The organism is Halomonas sp. HMF6819 (assembly GCF_044335525.1).
Classification (GTDB): Bacteria; Pseudomonadota; Gammaproteobacteria; order Pseudomonadales; family Halomonadaceae; genus Vreelandella.
Genome location: NZ_JBIQVY010000002.1, coordinates 737,344 through 757,710 on the forward strand (window position 1 = coordinate 737,344; position 20,367 = coordinate 757,710).

22 protein-coding genes are annotated in these 20,367 nt (G+C 62.7%); 7 read left to right on the forward strand and 15 right to left on the reverse strand.

Annotated elements, in window-relative coordinates; translation table 11 throughout:
• Window positions 1-10: 10 nt before the first annotated feature.
• Genes ACGLWX_RS09375 through ACGLWX_RS09385 form a run of 3 tightly spaced genes read right to left on the reverse strand, consistent with a single transcriptional unit; the run spans window position 11 to window position 4,059 of the window.
• The gene (locus ACGLWX_RS09375; RefSeq protein ID WP_396239181.1) at window positions 11-763 is read right to left on the reverse strand and encodes a TlyA family RNA methyltransferase; all 753 of its coding nucleotides are present in this window, start codon (window positions 761-763) and stop codon (window positions 11-13) included.
• A gap of 44 nt (window positions 764-807) precedes the next feature.
• Window positions 808-2,805, reverse strand: a complete 1,998-nt coding sequence (locus tag ACGLWX_RS09380; RefSeq protein WP_396239183.1) for a hypothetical protein — start codon at window positions 2,803-2,805, stop codon at window positions 808-810.
• 30 nt (window positions 2,806-2,835) lie between these two features.
• Window positions 2,836-4,059, reverse strand: coding sequence for an acetyl-CoA carboxylase biotin carboxylase subunit family protein (locus tag ACGLWX_RS09385; protein ID WP_396239184.1), 1,224 nt, complete (start codon window positions 4,057-4,059; stop codon window positions 2,836-2,838).
• A gap of 200 nt (window positions 4,060-4,259) precedes the next feature.
• Between ACGLWX_RS09385 and ACGLWX_RS09390 the strand changes: the two genes are divergently transcribed.
• From ACGLWX_RS09390 to tmpT, 3 genes are all read left to right on the forward strand, one after another.
• Window positions 4,260-4,589, forward strand: a complete 330-nt coding sequence (locus ACGLWX_RS09390) for a DUF1820 family protein (RefSeq protein ID WP_252109111.1) — start codon at window positions 4,260-4,262, stop codon at window positions 4,587-4,589.
• 64 nt (window positions 4,590-4,653) lie between these two features.
• Window positions 4,654-5,289: a TIGR04211 family SH3 domain-containing protein gene (locus tag ACGLWX_RS09395; RefSeq protein ID WP_396239186.1), complete on the forward strand. Its 636-nt coding sequence runs from the start codon at window positions 4,654-4,656 to the stop codon at window positions 5,287-5,289.
• Window positions 5,290-5,310: 21 nt separating this feature from the next.
• The gene (tmpT, locus tag ACGLWX_RS09400) at window positions 5,311-5,940 is read left to right on the forward strand and encodes a thiopurine S-methyltransferase (protein WP_396239188.1); all 630 of its coding nucleotides are present in this window, start codon (window positions 5,311-5,313) and stop codon (window positions 5,938-5,940) included.
• Window positions 5,941-5,965: 25 nt separating this feature from the next.
• On the opposite strand, the gene ACGLWX_RS09405 is transcribed toward tmpT, so the two are convergent.
• Window positions 5,966-6,559, reverse strand: coding sequence for a YajG family lipoprotein (locus tag ACGLWX_RS09405; protein WP_396239190.1), 594 nt, complete (start codon window positions 6,557-6,559; stop codon window positions 5,966-5,968).
• A gap of 93 nt (window positions 6,560-6,652) precedes the next feature.
• On the opposite strand from ACGLWX_RS09405, the gene ACGLWX_RS09410 reads away from it, so the two are divergent.
• Window positions 6,653-7,264, forward strand: a complete 612-nt coding sequence (locus ACGLWX_RS09410) for an alpha-ketoglutarate-dependent dioxygenase AlkB family protein (RefSeq protein WP_396239192.1) — start codon at window positions 6,653-6,655, stop codon at window positions 7,262-7,264.
• Window positions 7,265-7,298: 34 nt separating this feature from the next.
• Here the strand turns inward: ACGLWX_RS09410 and ACGLWX_RS09415 are convergent, their stop codons facing one another.
• The 4 genes from ACGLWX_RS09415 to cysP are packed head-to-tail and all read right to left on the reverse strand — an operon-like array spanning window position 7,299 to window position 11,103.
• Entirely contained in the window at window positions 7,299-8,384 is a 1,086-nt protein-coding gene (locus ACGLWX_RS09415) for a sulfate/molybdate ABC transporter ATP-binding protein (RefSeq protein WP_396239194.1), read from the reverse strand.
• Window positions 8,381-9,208 carry a sulfate ABC transporter permease subunit CysW gene (cysW, locus tag ACGLWX_RS09420; RefSeq protein ID WP_396239196.1) on the reverse strand — a complete coding sequence of 276 codons (828 nt, stop codon included), beginning with the start codon at window positions 9,206-9,208 and terminating at the stop codon, window positions 8,381-8,383. Before cysW ends, ACGLWX_RS09415 begins: the two co-directional genes overlap by 4 nt.
• Window positions 9,208-10,062 carry a sulfate ABC transporter permease subunit CysT gene (cysT, locus tag ACGLWX_RS09425; protein ID WP_396239198.1) on the reverse strand — a complete coding sequence of 285 codons (855 nt, stop codon included), beginning with the start codon at window positions 10,060-10,062 and terminating at the stop codon, window positions 9,208-9,210. Before cysT ends, cysW begins: the two co-directional genes overlap by 1 nt.
• A 9-nt stretch (window positions 10,063-10,071) precedes the next feature.
• Window positions 10,072-11,103 (reverse strand): thiosulfate ABC transporter substrate-binding protein CysP, encoded by a 1,032-nt coding sequence (cysP, locus tag ACGLWX_RS09430; RefSeq protein ID WP_396239200.1) that lies wholly within the window; start codon window positions 11,101-11,103, stop codon window positions 10,072-10,074.
• Between the two features lie 288 nt (window positions 11,104-11,391).
• On the opposite strand from cysP, the gene rpe reads away from it, so the two are divergent.
• Entirely contained in the window at window positions 11,392-12,087 is a 696-nt protein-coding gene (rpe, locus tag ACGLWX_RS09435; protein ID WP_396239202.1) for a ribulose-phosphate 3-epimerase, read from the forward strand.
• Between the two features lie 23 nt (window positions 12,088-12,110).
• Here the strand turns inward: rpe and ACGLWX_RS09440 are convergent, their stop codons facing one another.
• Window positions 12,111-13,409, reverse strand: coding sequence for an NAD(P)/FAD-dependent oxidoreductase (locus tag ACGLWX_RS09440; protein ID WP_396239204.1), 1,299 nt, complete (start codon window positions 13,407-13,409; stop codon window positions 12,111-12,113).
• A 163-nt stretch (window positions 13,410-13,572) separates the two neighbouring features.
• On the opposite strand from ACGLWX_RS09440, the gene ACGLWX_RS09445 reads away from it, so the two are divergent.
• Complete coding sequence (locus ACGLWX_RS09445) at window positions 13,573-14,241, forward strand: phosphoglycolate phosphatase (protein WP_396239206.1); 669 nt, start codon at window positions 13,573-13,575, stop codon at window positions 14,239-14,241.
• Window positions 14,242-14,396: 155 nt separating this feature from the next.
• Here ACGLWX_RS09445 and ACGLWX_RS09450 read toward each other — a convergent pair whose 3' ends face one another.
• A complete protein-coding gene (locus ACGLWX_RS09450) occupies window positions 14,397-15,308 on the reverse strand; it encodes a metal ABC transporter solute-binding protein, Zn/Mn family (RefSeq protein WP_396239208.1) in 912 nt (303 codons plus the stop codon).
• 375 nt (window positions 15,309-15,683) lie between these two features.
• Between ACGLWX_RS09450 and ACGLWX_RS09455 the strand changes: the two genes are divergently transcribed.
• A complete protein-coding gene (locus ACGLWX_RS09455) occupies window positions 15,684-16,898 on the forward strand; it encodes a tyrosine-type recombinase/integrase (protein WP_396239210.1) in 1,215 nt (404 codons plus the stop codon).
• On the opposite strand, the gene ACGLWX_RS09460 is transcribed toward ACGLWX_RS09455, so the two are convergent.
• The 5 genes from ACGLWX_RS09460 to ACGLWX_RS09480 are packed head-to-tail and all read right to left on the reverse strand — an operon-like array spanning window position 16,849 to window position 20,365.
• Complete coding sequence (locus ACGLWX_RS09460) at window positions 16,849-17,052, reverse strand: helix-turn-helix transcriptional regulator (RefSeq protein ID WP_396239212.1); 204 nt, start codon at window positions 17,050-17,052, stop codon at window positions 16,849-16,851. The genes ACGLWX_RS09455 and ACGLWX_RS09460 overlap by 50 nt on opposite strands.
• Window positions 17,053-17,054: 2 nt before the next feature.
• On the reverse strand, window positions 17,055-17,567 hold the full coding sequence (locus tag ACGLWX_RS09465) for a hypothetical protein (protein WP_396239214.1): 513 nt from the start codon (window positions 17,565-17,567) through the stop codon (window positions 17,055-17,057).
• A complete protein-coding gene (locus tag ACGLWX_RS09470; protein WP_396239216.1) occupies window positions 17,564-19,108 on the reverse strand; it encodes a DNA cytosine methyltransferase in 1,545 nt (514 codons plus the stop codon). Before ACGLWX_RS09470 ends, ACGLWX_RS09465 begins: the two co-directional genes overlap by 4 nt.
• Window positions 19,105-19,419 carry a hypothetical protein gene (locus ACGLWX_RS09475; RefSeq protein WP_396239218.1) on the reverse strand — a complete coding sequence of 105 codons (315 nt, stop codon included), beginning with the start codon at window positions 19,417-19,419 and terminating at the stop codon, window positions 19,105-19,107. Before ACGLWX_RS09475 ends, ACGLWX_RS09470 begins: the two co-directional genes overlap by 4 nt.
• A complete protein-coding gene (locus ACGLWX_RS09480; RefSeq protein ID WP_396239220.1) occupies window positions 19,412-20,365 on the reverse strand; it encodes a recombination-associated protein RdgC in 954 nt (317 codons plus the stop codon). The genes ACGLWX_RS09475 and ACGLWX_RS09480 overlap by 8 nt, the downstream gene beginning before the upstream one ends.
• Window positions 20,366-20,367 lie beyond the last annotated feature (2 nt).

Genomic DNA, 20,367 nt, shown 5'->3' on the forward strand with positions numbered 1-20,367 from the left:
CCTTGCTCGTTCAGGTTCTGCTCGCCAACAGCAAAAACTCCCGATTGCCGTCGCCGCCGGTGATCGGGCTCTCCTGCCAGTGGCTGATTGAAAGGCCACTTTCTTCGCAGCACCGGCGAATACGCCGCTCGACCTCGGCAAAACGCCTTGCGTTCTGCACCACGCCGCGCTTGTCGAGCGCCCCGGGGTCGAGCTCGAACTGCGGCTTCACCAGCGACAGCAGCCGGCCGCCCGGCGGTAGCAGCGCCGCAATCTCCGGGATGATCAGCGTTTGCGAGATGAACGAGACGTCCATGACCGCGACGCTGATCGGCTGCTCTGACAGCGCCTCCAGAAGCGCTTGCGAGGTGCTCATCGCTCGGGCGTTCAATCCTTCCAGACAGCGCACCCGCGCATCCGCGCGAAGCGCCGGGTCGAGCTGGCCGTGGCCGACCTCCACGCCGATTACGTGGCGCGCACCAAAGCGCAGGGCGCAGTCGGTGAAGCCGCCGGTGGACTGGCCGATATCGAGTACCCCAAGGTCGTCCAGGCGCAGCTCAAGCGTTTTGAGCACGCCTTCGAGCTTGAGCCCGGCCCGGGAGACGTAGCGCTCTTCCGGGTCGTCGTCGATGACAAAGCGCGTTTCGGGCGGCCAGGGTTGGGAGGCGCGGGTCAGCGGGGTGCCGTCTTCAAGGCGAACCCGGCCGTTTTTGATCAGGCGCTGGGCGCGGGTGCGGGAGCTGGCGAGGCCCAGGGTCGCCAGCAGCTGGTCGAGTCGCATCATATCGGGGGTAGTAAACGGTTCACTAGCGGTTGGATGAGTGGCTTTTAGCGTTCAAGTTCAGGCAGGCGCGCCTCGCCCCAGCTTCGGTGCAGGTAGCCCGTGACCCGCTCGAGTGCGTCCTTTGAGACCGTGGCCGGCTCACCGCGCTCCAGCGGATCGTGGTGATAGATATAAAGGCGCGAGACGAACTGCTCGAACGGCAGCGAGGCCTCGCCGAAACGCTCGCCAAACCCGGCGGTGCTCACGCGCACGCCGTCGCCCCAGTCCTGGCCGCTGTCATTGTTGGGATTGAAGAAGTAGACGCGCATGGTATCCGTGGGGTCGAGCGAGGCGCGCAGAATGGTGATGGCGTGCCAGCCCACGAAGCGCCCGGCGCTGTCGGTGACGGCGATGCCCGCGGGCTGGGGGTGAATCAGCGGCTGGTTGCCGTTGTAGAACGGATGGTAGCTGGCGTAGAAGTGGCGAATGAAGCGTTCGACCTCGAAAAGCCGGCCGCTTTGTACATCGACGTTGATACGAAACCCGCGCCCGGACCACCACCCGTGGAACTCCGGATTCACCCAGCGGTGTGGGTCGCCTTCGCGCCCGATACAGCGGCGCCCCATCTCGGCGTAGATGCGATCCAGGTGCGGCACCACGATCAGCGAGACCGGGTCCAGGTCCATGGGAATAGAGGTGGCCACGCCCGCGCCGCTCTCTCTGGACGAGATCGGCTGGCCTTCGAAGTGCATGATGATCTCATCGTCTCGCGTCGCCCAAGCCACCATCTGCAGCAGGTAGTCCGGGTCGTTGTAGGCCCACATCGAAAGCGCCCGTGCCGACTGGCAGGTCGGATTGTTGCCTTGGCCCACGCCCAGCGGTAGCCCCAAAAGGCAAAGCACGCCTTCCATGAGCCGCGCGTGCGGGCTTACCTCGTCGCCGTAGGTCGCGCTCAGCCGAGCGTTTGCCGGCGCCGAAAGCGCCAGATTGAGCTGGCGCCACATTGCCGGGGCCACCGGTGGCTGATAGAGAATGCCGCGCTCGAGCATCAGCGCAAGGCCGTACACCCCCTGAGCGGTCGCCGGATAGACGCTTTCGCGAATCAGGGCGTGGACCAGCTCGCGGTAGCACAGCAGACAGTCCCGCCCGGTGGAAGAGAGCCCCAGCGCTTCGCTGATCAGGTAATCGCTTTCATCGAGACAAAAGCGCATTAGCACGGCGTGGTAGGGCGATACCAGCCCGGTGTCGTGCATGGCGCGAGCAAAGCCGGTGGCTTCGGCCTGCAGCGCGGCGCTGTCCATGCTGGCCAGCCGCGTCTGAAACACCTCGACGCCTGGATCCTCGCGGCAAGCCTGGGTGGGGCCGAACAGGGAACTGACCAGCCGGTCGGCGCCCTGGCCGCTTGCGCCGAGATCGATCGATGGGTCGGCCTGGCACAGCGCGATGCGGGTAATCATCTGCTTGATGCCGTCGACCTGCACCGGGCGCTGCTGAAGAATGCGCCAGATTTCGTCGATCAGCCGGTCGATAACGTGCTCATAGCCGATTCGCTCGGCCAAGTGCTGAAAAAGCGCGCGCGGAATCGTCGCCAGTCTTCCCTGGGTTTCACGTTCGGCTTCCGACGGCGCGCCGAACAGCAGCGTCAGGTTGAGCGCCATGACCTGGGTGAGGTGCTGGTGCGCCTGCTCCTGGGTGATCAGCGGATGATCGAGCTCGCCCCTGGCCACAGCCAGAAGACGCAGCTCGCTGAGCGCCTCGATGACCAGGGCGTGGGCGTTGGCACTTGTGAGCGAAAAGGCGGCCAGGGCGGGCTGGAGATACTGCGGGGTTTCCCAGTCGGAGCCTTCGAACACGGCGGCGGATTCAAGCGCCGCGGCGCGCGCCTCGCAGGCCTGGCAGCCGCCTGGTTGCAGCAGTACACGCCGGGCGGTATCCAGAACGCGGGGGAGCTTGTCGGGGCGGGCGAAGCCGGGAGAGTCCTCGAGCCTTTTAAGCGCGTCGTCCAGCTTTTCCAAAAGTCCCCTCAGCTGAGGGGACGGGGTTTGATCATCGGCGGTCGTCACAGCGACTCCTTTTCCCTGCAGTCGCGGGGATTATACATAGAAGTCGAGGTCTTCCTGATGTTTCAGCAGATCGCGAAGCGTGTGGGCGTCGTCGCCGCGAAAGTAAATAAGACCCCAGTGGGTGCCGAAAGCGGTGCGCTTGGTGACCGTTTCCTCGACCGGCGAGGTAAGCTCGTGTGACTCGAAGTAGGGGTGGTCCTCGGTCTCTTCCGGAATCTCCAGGCGGCTAACTACGCGCCGGCGGGGGTAAACGCCGAAGCAGCCGGCGAAGCCGTCGGCATCGACCACTTCCTTGGGAAAGAATTCGGCGACTTCTTCCGGTGTGGTTTTGGGATCGAATACCAGCATCGAGGCCTGGTAGGCGTTGAAGCCGTAGACCCGCTCGAGCAGTTCGAACACCTTGAAGCCCGGCGGGCGATAGGCGACTTCGCCAAAGTACATCTCGCCGTCGCTGGTGACGAAGTACTCCGGGTGGATCAAGCCGAACTCGATGTCGAAGGTCCTGATGAGCTTCTCGATCTGTTGGGTGATCTGTTCGCGGTATTTCTCAAGCTCCGGTGAGGCGGGTACGAACACCGAGTAGCCCAAGGTCACGTACTCGGAGATGTTCAAAAACGCGATCTTGCCGTTATGAATCCACGCCTCGACGGCGAACTCCCAGCCGTCCAGGTGCGACTCCATCAATACCGGGAACTCCTCTTCCGGAATCGAATCGATTTCATCCGGGGTGCGAATCACACGGTGACCAAGACAGCCCGCCTTGTCGAAAGCCTTGAGGTGAATCGGGTCGTTGGGGTCACCGTCGAGCTTCAACAGGGTTTGGTTGACGCGCTTCAAAAAGCGGATGACGTCTTCCTTGTCGTGGGCCTCTTCGAAAATGCCCACGCGAATGCCACCCAGCTGTGCCCGGCGCTTCATCAAGGCTTTATCGCGTAGCAGAAGCGACTGGCCATAAAGGCGAGGGTTGTCGAGCAGCAGCGAATTGATCGCGCCGGCCCACTCCACGGTCTCTTCGAACAGCGGGATGGCGACGTCGACGCCTTTCTCTTTCAGGGTTTCGGCAATTTCGAGCGAGCGGTCGTTCAGCCGCTCGAAGTTCCACGCCACGTGGGGGATGTTGTGCTGCTGGCAATACTCTTCGGCCCAGTCCGGGGCGACCACGATATAGCGGCGGTCGAACTTCTCCGCCGCTTCGATGGCGTTCAGGCTCCAACCCAGTAGGGCGATATACCCCTTGCTCGAATCCTTTTCCATGCTGGTAACTCCTGTGGGGAAAAAACCGCCTGCATTAACGCCACCATACACCCTCGGTCACCCAATAAATACCCGAGCCGCCGCCCTGAAAATGGGCAGTAACGCATAAAACGTGCACGCGGCAGTAAAGGGCAGGCCCAGAGTTATGATAGTCTAGGATCGAATTTTTGACCTTCAAACGCCAAGAGGACGACGCCAGAATGGCGCCCAAGCCAATCTATCGGGTAGTGGTTCACCAGCAGGGTGAAGTGTGGGATTTATACGTCAGAGAGATCTTTCAAAGCGAACTCTGGGGCTTTATTGAAGTCGAGGAGTTTGTCTTTGACGATGTTTCTCGGGTGGTGGTCGACCCCGGTGCGGAAAAACTGCAGCGCACCTTCGAGGGCGTCAAGCGAAGCTATCTGCCGCTTAACGCCATCGTGCGGATCGACGAGGTCGAGCGTGAAGGCCCGCTGAAAGTCGTCAAAAGCGATAGCCGCGTCGCGGAATTTACTCGTCCCTTCCCGCTGCCACCTCGCGGAGAAAGGTAAGCGTACGGGCGTGCCTTTGAGCAACGATGCCCGACGTACGTGTTTTTTGATCAGGATGTTAGTCATGCAAGTAAAAAAGTCTCGTTTCATGGGTTGTTTGGCGAGTGCCGGTTTATTGATGGGGGCGGCAAGCTCGCAGGCCCTCGCTCAAAGCGATAGTCAGGCCTGGGTCAGCGAAGAGCTCAGCACCTTCGTGCGCAGCGGCCCCACCGACGGTTACCGCATCGTGGGCACGCTCAACGCCGGCGAAGAGGTCGAGGTGCTCGAAGAGAGCGGCGATTACACCCGCGTACGCGGCAGCGGCGGCGACGCCGTATGGGTGCTCAGCGACGAGTTGCAGCAAACCCAGAGCGCCCGCGAACAGTTGCCCGAACTCGAAGATCAGGTCGATGAACTTACCCAGGAACTCGACGGTATCAACGATACGTGGGAGGAGCGCGTCTCCTCGATGCGCGAAACGCTCGAGATACGCGAGCAGCGCATTACCGAGCTTGAGGCGCGCAACCAGGAGCTCGAAAGCGTCACCGACCAGTCTCGCCAGCAGGTGCGCGCGCTGGAGGCCCGCCTGGATACCCAGGAAGAGGATCTTTTGATGCGCTACTTCATGTACGGCGGCGGCGTGGCCGGGGCCGGGCTTCTGGTGGGGCTGATCGTGCCGCACCTGCCGCGCCGGCGTAAAAAACGCGACCGCTGGTTTTAAGCGCCCAGCCAAGAGGTAGCGATGGAGAACGCGTGGCGCAAGCGCTGGCAAGAAGGGCGCATCGGCTTTCACCAATCGACGACCCACCCGTCGCTGGTTCGACACTGGCCGGATTTGAACGTCGCCCAAAACGCCAAAGTGCTGGTACCTCTATGCGGTAAAAGCCTGGACATGCGCTGGCTTGCCGAGCGCGGCCATGCGGTACTCGGCATCGAACTCGCCCCGGAAGCGGTAGTGCAGTTTTTGGAGCAGCGCCCGCTCGGAGTATCGCGCTACCGCCAGGCCGGGTTCGACATCGCCCGCCAGGCCAGTGTCGAGCTCTGGTGCGGCGATTTTTTCCATCTCACCCGACGCCAGGCCTCGCAACTTGACGCGTTTTACGACCGCGCCGCGCTGATCGCGCTGCCCCCAGCCACCCGAGCGCGCTACGCGTTTCATTTGGCGCAGCTTCTGCCGCCCGGAGCGGCGGGGCTCTTGATCAGCGTGACCCACGAAAACGGTGAAGAGGGCCCGCCCTACAGCGTGGCCGAAGAGGAAGTTCGACGGCTTTTGTCGCCCAACTTTGCGCTCACGCTGCTGGAGCAGAGTGACGGCGATGTGCGCGGCGTCAGCGAGCAGGTATGGGCGCTCAAGCGGCGCGGGCCAGCGTGACCCGCGCCTTCAGGTAGCAGCGCGGTTAGCGGGCCAGAAGCCTTGCAAGCTCCGGGTCGCTGAACGCGCGGTTCATGCCGTCGCTGAGCAAATCGTTGATCATGCGCGTGTTGGTCGCCTCACCGGGCTTGATGGCGTAGCCTTGGGTGCGCCGTGAGGTATAGGTGCCGGTGTAGGTGGTGCCGCGGTTTTGCGCGATGGCGCGAAAAACTGCCTCGATGCGCGCCTCGTCGACCAAGGGCTGCCCGCTGTCGCCCTGGCCGTAGTGCAGGCTTGCAAGCTCCAGGGTCAGGCTCGGGGCGTTTTGCACCGGGCTGCTGGTCGGGTTGAAGCCCATTTCGCGCACCGCACGCTCGGCTTCCGCCTGAAGCCTGGGCACCAGCTCGTGGCTGTTGACCGTGATCTGGGCGGTGGACATGCTGCCGCCGGCGCGGGTGCCGATCACTTCGCTTTCACGGGCATCGACCGCCGCAACGCTAACCTGCTGCCCCGAGCCCGCCTTGGGAACCTCGGCGGTACGCTCCGGACTTAGCTGAAGGTACTGGGGGCTGGCGCAGGCTGTAAGCCAAGCGCCTGCGACAAGCGCCGTGGTGAGCGTTAGAAAATGACGCCGAAGCATGGTGTTTCTCCGCAATGGTTAAAAAGGCCAGTATAGCCTGCGCTCGCGCGTCGGGTACATGCAAACCCAAGGCCACGTTTCTGGAGATTTTTTATGGAGCAAGAGGCGCTTTTCGACCCGCCGCCGGCCAATCTGCTGCCCCGTGACGGCGAGGCGTTCTACCTTGGCCCGGTGCTCGATGAGTGCGAGGCGAGTGCTTACTTCACGCGCTGCATGCTGGAGCTCGACTGGGCCCACGAGCGGGTGGTGATGTTCGGCCGTGACATCACCACCCGGCGCAAGGTCGCCTGGTACGCCGACGCGCCGGCCACCTACACCTATTCGGGCCAGACCAAACGGGCACAGGTTTGGCCGGCGCTGTTGCAGGGGCTGAAAGAGCGGGTAGAGAGGGCAAGTAGGGCGCGCTTTAATTCCTGCCTGTGCAACCTGTACCACAGCGGCGAGGAGGGCATGGGCTGGCACAGCGACGACGAGAGCGAGCTTGCCGAGCAGGGCGTTATCGCCTCGCTGACGCTTGGCGGCGAGCGGCGTTTTTCGTTCAAGCACAAGGCGAGCGGCGAGCGTATCTCTCTTTTGCTTGAGCACGGCAGCCTTCTGATCATGCGGGGCGCGACCCAGACCCACTGGTGGCACAGCCTGCCCAAAACCAAACGGTGTACCGATGCGCGGGTGAACCTGACCTTTCGTCAGCTGCGCGCTGGATAAACGCGAACGCGCCGCTCGTCAGCGGCGCGTTCGTTTAGTGGGGCTGGCTCGCCTTCACCACCTCGTCCTTGAAGCGGTGCCAGCGCCTTGGATGGGCGTAAAGGCGCTGTCCGCGATGAATCTTCAGACGCTCGAAATCCGAGTGGCGTACCGTGGCAAGCCAGGGCGCGCCGAGCCAGTCGGCTTCGAGCTCCACGCGCACCTCGGCGCCGACCAGCGAAAACGCGGTGATCGTCATCGGTAGGTGAACGCCGGGTTCGAACGTTTCCGCCAGGCGCACCTCGTGGGGGCGCAGCAGCAGCTCCTCGTCGCCGTCCGGTAGATCGACCTTGAGCTGGGCGTCGCCGCAGGTGAGTACGCCGTTTTTGACGCGGCCCTCCAGATGGTTGACGTCGCCGAGAAACTCGAACACGAAGCGGTTTTTCGGCGCCCGATAGAGCGCCTCGGGCGTATCGATCTGCTCGATGCGGCCGTTACTCATTACCACCACGCGATCAGAAAGCTCCAGCGCCTCCTCCTGGTCGTGGGTGACGAACACGCTGGTGAAGCCGAGCTCTTCGTGCAGGCGGCGTAGCCACCGGCGAAGATCCTGACGCACCTTGGCGTCCAGCGCCCCGAAGGGCTCATCCAACAGCAGCACGTCGGGCTGGACTGCCAGCGCCCGTGCCAGCGACACCCGCTGCTGTTGGCCGCCGGAGAGCTGGGCGGGTAGACGGTTGGCGAAGTGCTCGAGCTTGACCATTTCCAGAAGCCGAAAGACCCGCGCGCGAATCTCGCCTTTGGACGGACGATCCTTGCGCGGCATCACGGTAAGGCCAAAGGCGACGTTGTCGAACACGCTCATGTGGCGAAACAGCGCGTAGTGCTGAAAGACGAAGCCGATGCGCCGGTCGCGCACGTGGACGTGGGTCACGTCGCGCTCGCCGAACAGGATTTTACCCGGAGTGGGCGAGCGGTCGGCGCTTTCGAGCCCCGCGATGATGCGCAAAAGCGTGGTCTTGCCGGAGCCTGACGGCCCCAGAAGACCCACCAGCTCGCCGTCGTGAATGTTCAAGTCGATCGGCTCGAGCGCCTGAGTGGCGCCGAAGTGCTTGGCGATATGGTGTAGCTCGATACTCATAAAATGGCCTCCCGGCGGGTGGCGCGCCGCTGAAGGGCGGCCTTGGTCGCCAGCGTCAAAAGCGCAATCAGCGCCAGCAGCGCCGCGCTGGAAAACGCCCCGACCGCGTTGTAATCCTGGTAAAGCTGTTCAAGATGCAGCGGCAGCGTATTGGTCTGGCCGCGAATCGCCCCGGACACCACCGACACCGCGCCGAACTCACCCACTGCTCGGGCGTTGGTCAAAATGACGCCGTACAACAGCGCCCACTTGATGTTCGGCAGCGTGACGCGGCGAAAGACGGTCCAGCCCGAGGCGCCGAGAGTCACCGCCGCTTCCTCTTCGCGAGTGCCCTGAGCCTGCATCAGCGGAATCAGCTCGCGGGCCACAAACGGGCAGGTGACGAAGATGGTGACCATCAAAATCCCCGGCCAGGCGAACATCAGCTGGATATCGTAACCATCCAGAAAGTTTCCGATCCAGCCGTTGCGCCCGTAGAGCAGTAGATAGACGAGCCCCGCGACCACCGGCGACACCGCAAAGGGAATGTCGATCAGCGTTTGCAGAATCCGCCGGCCGGGAAAGCGAAACCGGGTAACCAGCCAGGCAAGCGCGACGCCGAATACCAGGCACACCGGAATGGTCATCAGTGCGATCAGAAGCGTCAGCCCGATGGCGTGCAGGGTATAAACGTTGCTGACGTTTTCCCAGAACACCATCACGCCGTTGGAAAGCGCTTGGGCGAAAATGGCGACCAGCGGCAGCAGCAAAAAAAGCGCCGACAGCAGTACCGCGGCAAGGATCAACAGGCCGCGTACGGCCGGGGCGTCTCCCACGCGACGCATCAGCTATTTCCTCCGTGCAGGCGGCGAACGAAGCGCCCCTGCCAAACGTTGATCGCGAGCAAAAGCGCAAGCGAGGTAAACAGCACGACTGATGCAATCGCCGAGGCGCCGGCGTAGTCGTACTCCTGCAGGCGCACGAAGATCATCAGCGCGGTGATTTCGGTTTCATAAGGCATGTTGCCGGCAATGAAAATGATTGCCCCGAACTCGCCGAGCGAGCGCACGAAGGCGAGCCCGGTGCCAGTGACCAGCGCCGGCCACAGGTGCGGCATGATCACCCGGCGAAACGCGACGCCGTCGGTAGCGCCGAGCGACATCGCCGCCTCGTCGATCTCTGCGGGTAGATCTTCCAGCACCGGTTGCACCGTGCGCACCACGAAGGGGATGCTGGTAAACGCCATCGCAAGCGCGATGCCCACCCAAGTGTAGGCCACCTGAAAGCCCAAGGGCTCGAGCAGCCGACCCATCCAGCCGTTACTGGCGTAGAGCGTGGCCAGCGTAATGCCGGCAACCGCCGTGGGCAGCGCAAAGGGCAGATCCATCAGCGCGTCCAACAGCTGCTTGCCGGGAAACTCGTAGCGCACCAGCACCCAAGCCAACAGCAGCCCGAACGCCGCGTTGACCAGTGCCGCCACCGCCGCCGCGCCCAGGGTCACCATGTAGCTTGCGACCACCCGGCCTTCCGTAACGATCGACCAGTACTCGGCGAGGCTCAACCCCGCCAGCTGGCCAAACAGCCCGGTAATGGGCAAAAGCAGCACCAGCGAAATGAACAGCACGCTGATTCCCATGGACAAACCAAAACCCGGCAGCACGCGCGCGCTGCCGGATTGGCGAAAGCTCAAGGATTTCATGCCGAGCCGTTAGCGACGCTGAAGCTGGTCGAGCATGCCGCCGCTTGCAAAGTGCGTCTCCATGATCTCGTCCCAGCTGCCGAACACGTCATCGACGTTGAAGAGCTCGGTTTCCGGGAACTCGTCGGCGAACTCTTCTACTACGGCGTCGTTGTGAACGCGGTAGTTGAAGCCGGCCAGCGTGCGCTGGGCCTCTTCGGTATAGAGGTATTCGAGATAGCCCTGGGCGAGGTCCTCGTTGCCGTTACGCTCGGCGTTTTCCGAGACCACCGCGACCGGGAACTCTGCCAGCACGCTCATCGGCGGCACGATGACTTCGTAGTCGTCGCTGCCGTACTCGCGGCGAATGTTGTTCACTTCGGACTCGAAGCTGATCAGCACGTCGCCAATGCCGCGCTCGATGAAGCTGGTGGTCGCGCCGCGACCGCCGGTGTCGAACACCGCGACGTTGGCGAGAAGCTGGCGCATGAACTCCTGAATCTGCTCTTCGTCGCCGTCGAACTCACGGTCGGCGAAGCCCCAGGCTGCGAGGTAGGTGTAGCGCGCGTTGCCCGAGGTTTTCGGGTTGGGGAACACCAGCTCGACGTCCTCCTGAACCAGGTCATCCCAGCTCTCGATGCCCTTGGGGTTGTCCTTACGCACCAGAAAGGCCGTGGTGGAGTAGTAGGGAGAGGCGTTGTTGTCGAACGCGTCCTGCCACTCTTCGTCGACCAGCCCGGCGTCGGCCAGTACGTCGACATCGGTCACCTGGTTGAAGGTTACGACGTCGGCGCGAAGGCCCTGCATGATGGCGCGCGCCTGGGCGGAGGAGCCACCGTGGGACTGGCTAACGCTGACCTCTTCATCGTGCTCTTCTTGCCACCACTCGACGAAATCCGGGTTGATCGCGGCGAACAGCTCACGGGCGATATCGTAGGAGGAGTTCAGAAGCTCGCGCTCCTGGGCCATGGCGGTACCGGTCGCGCCAGCGGCGGCGGTGCCGAGCGCAAGGGCCAGCGCGGTGCGGGTGAAGGGAGCAGAGAGAGCAAGCGGTAAGCGCATCGAATCTTTCCTTTTGTTTGCGGATAAGCAGGAGTGAGCGAGGTGCCGAGCGATCATACAAGCACGGCGTCCATGAAGACCGGTTGAGTCGATCTGGCCATAGACGTTTTCGCGATAAGACAAGGTTAGTCCTGTGTTTCGGGAATTACAATCCGGCTTTATATTCGATTGGGGAATAATGATCGTTCTCTCGCCGCTAAGCGGGCGGGCTTCCAGACGTCGGACTCTGATATCATGCGCGCTTTGTCAGCGCCTATGAGGCGCGCCCGCTTTGCCCTTGGAGCGTTTATGACCGCCGCGAAAGACTTTCTCATCGCCCCTTCGATTCTCTCTGCCAACTTCGCCCGCCTGGGGGAAGAGGTCGACAACGTGCTCGCCTCCGGCGCCGATATCGTTCACTTCGACGTCATGGACAACCACTACGTGCCGAACCTGACCATCGGGCCGATGGTGTGCAAGGCGCTCAGAGACCACGGCGTGACCGCACCCATCGACGTGCACCTGATGGTCAAGCCGGTGGATCGCATGATCGGTGATTTCATCGAGGCTGGCGCCAGCTACATCACGTTCCACCCGGAAGCCTCCGAGCATATCGACCGCTCGCTTCAACTAATTCGCGACGCCGGCTGCAAGGCGGGGCTGGTGTTCAACCCGGCCACGCCTTTGTCATACCTGGATTACGTGATGGACAAGATCGACATGGTGCTGCTGATGAGCGTCAACCCGGGCTTCGGCGGGCAGTCCTTCATTCCGGCGACGCTGGACAAGCTCAAGGAAGCTCGCGCGCGCATCGACGCCGCCCAGCACCCGATTCGCTTGGAGGTCGACGGCGGCGTCAAGGTGGACAACATTCAGGCCATTAAGGAGGCCGGCGCGGATACGTTCGTGGCCGGCTCCGCGATCTTCAATGCGCACAGCAAAAGCGACCCCAACGGCTACGACAGCGTCATCGGCTCGCTGCGCCAAGCGCTGGCAGGACGCTAATCCAGCAGACGATTGAGTAGCGCTTAGTGCAGCTTCATGCGCGGCTTCAGGTAGCGGTTTAGCTTGTCCACCACCCAGGTCAGCCCGGTTTTCGGCACGCCGTGAATCGACACCTGGTGCATACGGTAGAGCGAGGCGTAGGCGTTGCGCGCCATCCAGCCTTCCAGAAAGAGCCCGCGGGAGGCGCCGCCGCGCATCAGGTTGCCGACCGCGTCGTAGCGGGCAAGCGACACCAGCGAGCCGTTATCCTTGTACTTGAAGGGTTTGAGCTCCTTGCCTTCGAGCACTCGGCCGATGTTTTCCGCCAGCACCCCCGCCTGCTGGCGCACGGCCTGGGCGCGGGGCGGCACCGTCGAGTCGTCGCCCTGAGGGCAGCTGGCGCAGTCGCCCATGGCAAAAATGCTCGGATCGTCGACGCTTTGCATGGTTTGCTCGACGCACACCTGGTTTTTCTTGTTCACCGTCAGCCCCAGCTCGGCGAGAAAGTCCGGTGCCTTGATGCCCGCGGCCCAGACGTTCAGGTCGGTTTCGATCGTCTCGCCGTCGCCGGTGACCAGCTCGTACTCCCGCGCCTCCTGAATGGCGGTTTCCAGATGGATGTTCACGCCCAGGCTTTCGAGCTCCTTGTGAACGGTTTGGCTGACGCGCTCGGAAAGCGCGGGCAGAATGCGTGGCGCCGCCTCGATCAGGTGAACGCTGATCTGGTTGTCGTCGACATTGGTAACCCCGTAGGCGTTGAGCAGGCGGGTAACGTCCAAAAGCTCCGCGGCGAGCTCCACGCCGGTGGCGCCGCCGCCGACGATCCCCACGCTCAGCGTGGTGTGGGTGCGAAGCGTCGGGTCGGTGTAGCGCAGGAAGGTGTTGATCATGTCGCGCTGAAAGAGCTTCGCTTGATGGGGCGAGTCGATGAAGTGGCAGTGCTCGGCCACGCCTTGAGTACCGAAGTCGTTCGAGACGCTGCCAAGCGAGAGCACCAGGTAGTCATAGGTGAGGGTGCGCTCCGGCAGTACCTCGACGCCGTCTTCATCGAGAATGGGGGCCAGACTCAGCGTTTTGTTTTCCCGGTCGAGCCCGCACAGCGAGCCGCGCTGGTAGCGGTAGCCGTGGGCGCTGGAGTGGCCGCGAAAGTCGACCTCGTCCATGGCGGAGTTCAACACGCCGGTGGCCAGCTCATGCAGCAGCGGCTTCCAGACGTGGGTGGCGCTGCGGTCCAGAAGAACGATTTCGGCGCGCTGCTTCTTGCCGAGCGTGCGCCCCAAACGCGTGGCGAGCGCAAGGCCTCCCGCGCCGCCGCCGACGATGACGATCCTTGGATGAGTCACTGGCTTCTCCTTGGCAAATTTGGCTTCAGCATAGTGCTTTCTACTGATTCTGACGAATGGCGGCGCGCGGCTTTACCCTGTTTTTGCCTGACGTGGGCCGTGCTTTTTGGCACTCTAGGCTTGCCGCTTTTCGACAGCGCCTTATAAACACCAAAGGATTTTCATGCACGCGATTTTAGACAACAAGCGGCTCATCGCTTTCGACCTGGACGGCACCCTGATCGACTCCGTACCTGATTTGGCCGTGGGCGTACAAAAAGCGCTCGACGAGGTCGGCGTTAGCGCCCCGGACGAGGCCAACGTGCGTAGCTGGGTAGGCAACGGCGCCCGGTCGCTGGTCGAGCGCGCTCTGACCTGGGCGCTCGGTGAAACGCCCAACAATGCGCTTTCGACCCAGGCGTATGAGGCGTTCATGCGCCATTACGGCGCCGCGCCGTTTGTCCATACCCGAGTGTACGACGGCGTTGTAGAGGCGCTGGCTACCCTCGACACCGCTGGCTTCGAGCTTGCGCTGATCACCAACAAGCCCGAGCGCTTCATTGCGCCGATTCTCGAGCATTTCAGGCTTTATGAGCGCTTCGCGCTCTGTGTCGGTGGTGACACGCTGGCCGAGAAAAAGCCGAGCGCGCTGCCGCTTCTGCATGTTGCGAAAACGCTCAACGCCGCGCCCCAGGCGTGCGTGATGGTGGGGGACTCCAAACACGATATCGAGGCGGGCAGGGCGGCCGGGTTCGCCACCGTCGCGCTGCCTTACGGCTACAACCATGGGGAGCCGATCGAGGCGAGCCGGCCGGATCTTTGCGTGGCGAGCCTCACCGCGCTGATCGATTGAAAACGCCCCGGCTTGGGGTCTGTCTGAAAAGTCGACGAGCGAAGGCAAGACAAGGCAAAAATTGGCGAAGAAGCGCAGTTTACGTTAAGTAAATGAGCATTCTAAGCCAATTTTTAACGCCGTATTGTCGAGCGCAGACACTTTTCAGACAGAACCTAGGGCCGGGCGCCGCCGAGTGCTCGGTGCAAAAGCTCGGCGTTATAGTTGAGCATGCCCGGGTAGTTATAGGCGGGGCTGTCGGTGTCCCCCAGGCTATCGACGTAGAGCGGGCCCGCCAGCGCAATATTGCTCTCCCGCGAAAGCGCGTCCATGTGAATCCAGGGCGTTGTGCTCTCATAAAAAAGCGCCGGCGGGCGGGTGTCGGACAGCCGTTCGCTCATCACCGCCATATCGAAGGCGCTGCCCAGGCGCTCGCTATTGCTGCCCCAGATGGCGGCGTAATCGAAATCGAAAGCGCGGGCAAAATAGGCCATGCCGGCTTCGCTGGTGTACAGCACGCGGTTGGTCTGGGGAATGCCTTCCAGGCGCTCCTTGAGACGCGCGCTCAAAAGCGCCAGCGATTCGCGGGTGCGCGCGGCGCGCTCCTCGAACACGGCGCGCTTTTCCGGATACTGTTCGCCCAGGGTGCGCGCAATGACATCGACGTAAGCGCTGGCGCCGGCTGGGTCCATCCACAGGTGCGGGTCGATGCTGCCACTGAGACGGCCCACCGTCACCGGCAGCGTTTCGAACTGCGCCCGCTCGGCGACAGGCTTCAGGCGCAGGCGCTGGTCCGCCATCGCCTCGACGTGCCTAAGCCAGGGCTCGAGCCCGTAGCCGTTGTAGAAGACGATATCCGCCTCTTCGATCGCCAGCACGTTGGGCGGGGTAAGCTCCCAGCGGTGCACGTCCTGCCCGCGTGGCACGATGGTCTCGACGCTGATGTCGTCGCCAGCGATACGGCGCACCAGATCACCGATCACCGAAAACGAGGCCATCACTTTATACGAGGGCGCGGCCTGAACGGGGAGGGCCAGGGCCAACAAACCGGCGACCAGTAGGCTCCCAAGGATGGCGCGGTGCTTCATTCCAGATGTCCCTCGCTAAAAAAACGCCAGATCATAATGATTGCACGAACGTCTTGCCAGTATTCGCGCGACGCCGATATCGCCTGGCCACTGCAACGCGCCGCCCGGTTAGGGTATCATCGTTTTTAGCCGATTGATCAGTATGATGGGGTAAGCGTGGCGATAGCGGACAAGACACCGCGTGTGGCGATGATCGATAATTGCGACTACCCTCCATAGTACTGTATATAACTCCACGTGTCCGCATTCCGCCTGCCCCGCACCCCGCCAGTTCTGTATATCACTCCATAACGCTCCATCGAAATTAGGCCTAGACCCGGGTAACGAGCTGGGTAACACTACGGGGAACCCCGTTTTGACTCGAGCGTTACCCAGATGGCTATCTCTGACACCAAGGCCCGTAAGGCCTCGCCCGCTGAAAAGCCCTACCGCATTCCAGACGCTGACGGCCTTTATTTGGACGTACGGCCCAGCGGTAAAAAATTCTGGCGGATACGCTATTTTCTTCATGGAAAAGAAAACCTGTATTCCCCGGGTCAGTATCCTCAGGTCACATTGAAAGAAGCCCGTAAGCTACGCGACGAAGTAAAGCACAATGCGGCGAATGGGATCGATCCGAAAGCGCTACAGCAAGCCGAGCGCGACAAGGCGAAGCAAAGCGCTGAAGAGACGTTCGACTCCATCGCGCTCGAATGGTGGCAAAAGAAAAAAGAGGGCTGGTCAGAGTATTACGCCAAGCAGGTCAAGAAGGCGCTCGATCGGGAAATGGGCCCGGCGTTTGGCTCGAAAAACATTCGCGAGGTTACGCCCGCTGATGTGTTGCGACTGGTGCAAAAGATCGAGGCAAGGGGAGCGCCGTCTATCGCCATGCTGGTTCGCCAGTGGACGGCTCAGGTCTATCGTTACGCGGCCAGCACGCTCCGGGCTGATCATGACCCTGCGGCCCCCATCGAGGGCGCCATTCAGCGGCCGCAGGTTAAGCACAGCAAATCGCTAGGCAGTGATGACTTGGCAGTGTTGGCTAGCGAGATCGATGATAAGGCGGGCTGGCGCATCAACTGCCTGGCAATGCAGGTGCTCATGCGCACCATGCTTCGAACCGGTGAGCTCCGCCAGGGGCGGTGGGAAGAGGTCGACTTTATGCGTGCGGAGTGGCGCATACCCGCTGCGCGGATGAAGATGCGCCGACCCCATGTTGTGCCGCTGTCATCTCAAACGGTGGCGTACCTTCAGGAGCTCCACGGCTACACCGGGCACCTGCCGTTGATGTTCCCCTCGTACCGGCACCCGGGCATGCCGATCAGCGCGACGACGATCAACAAGGCGCTCGAGCGGATGGGCTGGCAGGGCAGGTTCAGCGGCCACGGGTTCCGCTCGACAGCGTCGACACTACTGAACGAACACGGCTGGCGCGGTGATTTGATCGAAAAGCAGCTGGCGCACGTGCCGGGTGACAAGGTGCGCGCTGCGTATAATCACGCCGACTACCTGAAGGAGCGGCGCGAAATGCTCCAGTGGTATAGCGACTACATCGATGCGATCATGCAAGGTGCAGCCGCGCCGCCGGTGCCTGCTCGAATGCTTGCATGATCCAGGCATCAACCTCGGTATTCAGCCACCGGACGCCGCCGGTCGACAGTTTGCGTCCCGCTGGAAACTTCCCCTCACGAATCAGCGCATATAGCTTGCTTTCGCTGTAACCGACCTTCTCGGAGACGGCTTTCATCGATAATAGCTGTGCCATGGTCAGTCTCCTGTATAACGTTGGCCGCCGGGCCCGTGACCCTGCTTGGCGCGCCATTCCTGCTCTTGTCGGGCGACGCTCTCATCAATGCGCTGCTGGCGCTCACGCTTGATCAGATCGAGCACACCCGGGAGCTCGATGGCCTCGCGCATTTCGTCGACCTCGTTTTGTAGTTGCTGGATCATGTCCCAAGCGATGTCAGAAAGTGCCCACATATCGGCTGGCGCCTGACCGTCGTTGCAGACTCGGCCCAAGCCGTAGCACCCGCCGCAGGGCTTATCGTTGTTGCCTTTGATGTGGTCCCGCCCGGTGCCGTAGCACACCGAGCAGTCGTCGGGGCGCAGCTTGCGCCAGTGGGTAGTCCAATCCTCTTGAGTCGTGACGCTATCGACACCCTTGATCAAGTCCGTGTAGGCAACCAGCCATTGGCCGGCGAGCGGCCCGGTGCCTTGGTACTGTTGAATTTCTAAGTAGCCACCGGCGAGCGTGCGGTGGGTGTGGGTGGGGTAGGTCATGCCACCTCCGGCAACGGCATGAACCGCTGTTCGTGTGTGAAATTTGCCTCGACGATCGCGCGGGCCAGTGGCGGGCATACGCTGTTGCCGATCAGGCGGACTTGCGCGTACTTGGGCACGGGTTTGCCTTCGACTTCGGCGAACTGGTAGCCGTCCGGAAACCCTTGGGCGGCAGCGAGCTCGTGGGGTTGGAGCATGCGCATTCCAATGTCGACAATGGCGTACTGCTCACCTTCGATAGAGACGGTGACAGGGCCTTGAGGGTCGCCAACATCCTTGCCGTAATACTTCATCAGGAAGGCCGCGATCGCTGCCGCATGTGTGCCCCCGGCGCAGATAGTCGGCATCGGCTGTGTAATGTCACTGCCGCCGCGCTCACTGCCCTTGAGGTTAAGCAGGCTCACGGCTACCGGGGCGTTGTGGTCTGTCGCGGTCACGGTGGGTAGCGGCTGGCGCAGATCAGCCCCCACGACGCCCCCGTAATGCTTAGCCAAAAAGGCAGAGACTACGCCGAAGGGAGCGCATCCGCCCGGGTTGGCCTTGGAGTCGGTGGCGTTGCTGTTAGCCGTAATCGTGTGCATCGGTTCGTCACAGCCGTGACCAATGGCGCCCGTCCGGAATTTGGTGACATGTGGCGCTATCAGGGCGTAGCCCGGCGAGGTGGTAATGGTCTGCAACGGCTGTAGCAGCGACTGGCCACGAAAGGACGTGTAGTAGCTGGCCGTATGATTCAGCTTAACGATGAACGGCTGCTGGTGCTCAACCACGTAGCGCATCACGCCCTTGGCGATCCGGCGCAGCGTCGCCTCGGCCAGCGGCTTCTTGCGCCCGAAAATTGAGGGACAGGGCAGCGACCAGTCGATGCACTCGGCGGCGGTGCGCCAGGGCTTGAGCTTGCGGCGCTGGACAGCCGGCACGCGCGGGTCGGCGTGCGTGGGCTTCGGCCACATGATCGGCAGGCCGTCGCGCCGGGCAATCAGGAACAGGCGCCGGCGGATGGTGGGCGTGCCGTAGTCGCAGGCGCGCAGGGTCTGCCAATCGACCTGGTAGCCGTGACGTTTCAGGCAGCTGACAAAGCCCCGGAATGTCTGGCCCTTGCGGGTCGGGTCCGGACGCACTTTACCGTCGGCGCCCTTGATCAGCGGGCCCCAGTCCAGAAACTCCTCGACGTTCTCCAGAATGATAACGCGCGGTTTCACCTTCGCCGCCCAGCGCGCGGCGACCCAGGCGAGCCCCCGCACCGCTTTAGAAACCGGGCGCCCGCCCTTGGCCTTGCTATGGTGCCGGCAGTCCGGCGAGAACCACGCCAGCCCGACCGGGCGACCGTTCACGGCCTGCTCGGGGTCGATGTCCCACACGTCGGCAACGGCGTGCTCGCTGCCCGGGTGGTTCGCGGTGTGCACGGCGATGGCCGTGGCGTCGTGATTGATGGCGAGGTCGACCGGTCGGCCCAGCGCCTGCTCGATACCTTCGCTGGCGCCACCGCCGCCGGCGAAGTTATCTACCACCAGCTCGGGTCCGAAAAGGTTCAGGTTGCTCATTGAACGCTCCCCCCGCGGTGCACCACTTCTCCCAGCCGCTTCATCGGGCATGCCAGCCCCCAAGCGTTCGTCCAAAACGCTCGATCAATGCGCGCCTCGCGCTCGCTGAGCTGCTGGCGCTGTAGCTCAGCTTCGCGGCGGCGGTCATAGCGCTCGATCAACTCCTGGCCGCGTTTGCCGTCGTGGTAGCGCTTGTTCACCAGGCTGGTGCTGAGGCCATGACGTTTAGCCAACGCGCTGAGCGAGGTTTTCTCGCCGTTCGTGGGGTCGATGACGTAGATTGCGTGCTTGCGGTATGCGGGCTTAGACATCGCTGGCGCCCTCCGGCTTGCTGCTCTCCCGCACGGCCTCGCCGCCCATCCATTCGAGAATCCGCTCGACGCTGGCGCGCAAACACCCCGCCATCAGCACGAAGTCGGTTTCCAGCCGTACCAGGGCGTCGTCGCCGTCATCGGCGTGGTCGGACTCTTCGATCAGCGCGTCGCCGAATCGCAGCGACTTGATGGCCAGATCGTCGTGCAGTACGAACGAGAGCTGACCCTCGATGCCCAGGGCGAGCTGGCTGGCCTGTCGGCCGCTTTCCAGTAGCTGTTGGATCTCGTCGCTGTCGAGGTCGAGCTGGCGCGCGCGCACCACGCCGTCGTCGCCCTTGGCCTTGAGCACGACCTGGTCGCCCAGCTGCATGTCGGCGGGGCGGGTCGCGGGGTCACCGAGCCAGTCGGTCATGGCGCGCACCGGTAGCGTTTGCGTCGCCAGCGGCGTCACTTTCAGCGAGCCCAGCGTCTCGCGCAGCAGGTCGAGCACTTCCTCGGCGCGGGTGCGGCTGGACGTATTGACGCCGATCAGCTGGCGCTCGGTATCCCACCAGAGATCAATCTTCTGGCTACGCACGAACGCCCGGGGCATCAGTTCCTCGGTGATCTGCTCCTTGAGCGCGGTCTTTTCCTTGCGCGTGACCTTGCGCGCCTCGGCGGCCTCGATGTCGGCGACGCGCTCGGTGAGCTCTTCGGCGATGACGCTGGTGGGGAGCAGGCGCTCTTGCCGTAGTGCGCTCAGCAGGCGGTGACCATCGTTCGCCACGGCGTGCAGCAACTGACCACCACCGAATCGGCCAGCGGGGGCGGTCCAGCCAAGGCGCCGGGCGTCGGCGCTACCCAGCGGTTTGACGACGTGCTCTTCCAATAACTCGCTCATTTGAGCGGGGCTGAGCAATTCAGCGCCATGAAGGCGGTAAAGGTGAAGGTGTTTGAACCACATGA